The following is a 2322-nucleotide window of genomic DNA, read 5'->3' on the forward strand; positions in this document are numbered from 1 at the left end:
CTCGCCGTTGACTATCTCTTCTTTCACGATAAACAGAGGGCGATTCTTGGACTGAAAGAAAATGCGCAATACGTACTCACCGATGATGCCCAAAGCGAGCAGCTGCACACCGCTGAACAAGATGATGACAAACAGCAGCGCCGTAAAACCTTCGATGACTTCCGTGAAGAAAAATTTCTTGACCACCGTAACGATAAAATAAACGAGCGACACCGCAATCGCTACCGCCCCGGTGCGGCTCATGAACTTGACGGGAAACTCACTAAAATTGAAGATGCCGTTGTAAGCCAGTCGGAACAGCATTTTGAAAGAATACTTTGATTCACCCGCCATGCGTTCGTCGCGCTCGTATTCGACACCCTTCTGCTGGAAACCTACCCAAGAGCGCATGCCGCGCAGGTATCGACTCTCCTCGGGCATCTTGATCAGCACATCGGCTACCCGGCGACTGATGAGTGCAAAATCACCGCTATCCAGCGGAATATCCACGTAAGAAATGGATTTCAGCAACCGATAAAAGAGAAAATAGGCGGCGCGTTTCAAAGCACTTTCTTTCCGCTTTCGGCGTACGGCGTACACCACGTCGTAGCCTTGTTGCATTTCCGCGTAAAACGAGGGCAACAGTTCGGGTGGATCCTGCAAGTCGCCATCGATCACGAAAAGCGCTTCTGTAGCCCGCGCGGCGGCGATGCCCGCTGAAAGTGCTAACTGATGGCCGTGATTGCGTGAGAGGAATACGCAGTGGTAACGGGCGTCGAGGAGTGCCAACTGCCGCATGAGCGTAGGTGTGGCATCCAGGCTGCCGTCATCGATCAAAACAATTTCGATGGTCAGACTCATACTGTCCATCAGCGCATTGAGCCTTTCCACCAAGTGCGGAAGTGTCTCGGCCTCGTTGTAGAGCGGTGCTACGATGGATATTTGAGGAGAGTTGTTCAAGGTAATGGCTTAGCAGGGTTGGCCCGCAAAAGTACGTGTTCCATTTTACAGGTACCAGATCAGGGTACGGAAACCTTCCCGGCAATAAAGGTACGACAGATCTTATCTGGTCCGCTAACAAGCAAAATTCCCCAATCGTAGGTACCGGACGGCAGCGCTTCATGGGGAACTACCGTTTCTGTACCGGGCGTGTACCGAATCAGCGGATTGTGCCCGGAGTAACGACGCTGGTTAAGCATAAATACATAAAGCATCCCGTCTCTTCGAAAATAAGTATAAGCTCCTGAGTTATATCCAGTCGGAATTTTCAGGTCTGGCTCGGTGACCAGCAGTCCTTGCGGAATTATTTCAATCGTAAAACGCAGAGAATCGGGTGGGTTTGCTGTTGTGCTGAGCATCTGGTCGGCCATTGGCTCGAAGGTATTGGGATAACTGTAAATCTGACGCTCGGTCATGAACTCCATTAATGAGTCCACATAGGCCGCCTGAGAAGAACCAGGAACGTGGCCCAGCCCAAACCCGTGGTGTTCCTGATTGTAGGCATTGGCCAGTAAGTACTTACGCCGCTCTGAAATTGATGGGCCATACTGGACGAACGTTAGCCCCCAAATTATAACGCTCACGGCGAGACCCACTTTGAATCCTACTTTTCGTGAATTGCCCTCGGTGCTGTTTACAAATGCCAGATAACTGACGACAAGAAATAGAGAGGGGTAAATCTTGTAATTACTTACCACCATGACGAAAAACCCAAAGCGTGGCCTCAGCAACGCAATAACCCCGGCATTGGCCAACAAAAAAAGCATGATGCCCAGGCAGAAATAACCAAGCGCGGTTCGGCCAGGGGTGGCCCCACCAGATTTTTCGGGAGCCAATACAAAGGATTGTATCCAGGTTGGGATTTTTTTCGTCCAACCCCAGGTGCCACGTAGCCAGGGCCATAGGTAACTCAATAACCAGATAGTCACCCATAGTATGACCATCACGCCCATCAGAATCGGCAAGGCGGTGCGGACTTGAATGGAATGGTCGGGCACGAGGTCGAAAAGGCCGCCGAGGAAAGCAAAGAAACCCAGAAAAGTTAAATGGGGATTTTGAAAAAAAAAGCCCAGACTCGATTCATTATTCAGACTGCTCATGCCCGAAAAATACAGCGTCACGGCCGCCGCGCCGCTCGATACCCAAAGGGCCAGTACGCGGTAGCGCATTTGGAACAGCAGGATACCCGCGCCGCCTACCCAGACGAAAATTCCGTTGCTCATGGCAAAATTGGCGCAAAAGGCCGCCAGAATAGCCCAGCCGATTTGGTTTCTTACCAACAAGAACATGGACAGGCACACGAAAAAGACCACCGGCTGGTGCTGCAAACTACAAATGGCCCAC

The 2322-nt window shown here is 51.2% G+C and carries 2 protein-coding genes; both read right to left on the reverse strand.

All coding sequences use genetic code 11. From position 1 onward, the window contains the following. Positions 1-939 (reverse strand): glycosyltransferase family 2 protein (locus tag ACEW8P_RS23045; protein WP_373515422.1); only part of this gene is annotated, 939 nt, incomplete at its 3' end. A 59-nt stretch (positions 940-998) separates the two neighbouring features. Next, a partial coding sequence (locus tag ACEW8P_RS23050; protein WP_373515423.1) for a hypothetical protein occupies positions 999-2322 on the reverse strand: 1324 nt, incomplete at its 5' end.

This window comes from Persicitalea sp. (genome assembly GCF_041751555.1).
In the GTDB taxonomy this organism is placed as follows: domain Bacteria; phylum Bacteroidota; class Bacteroidia; order Cytophagales; family Spirosomataceae; genus Persicitalea.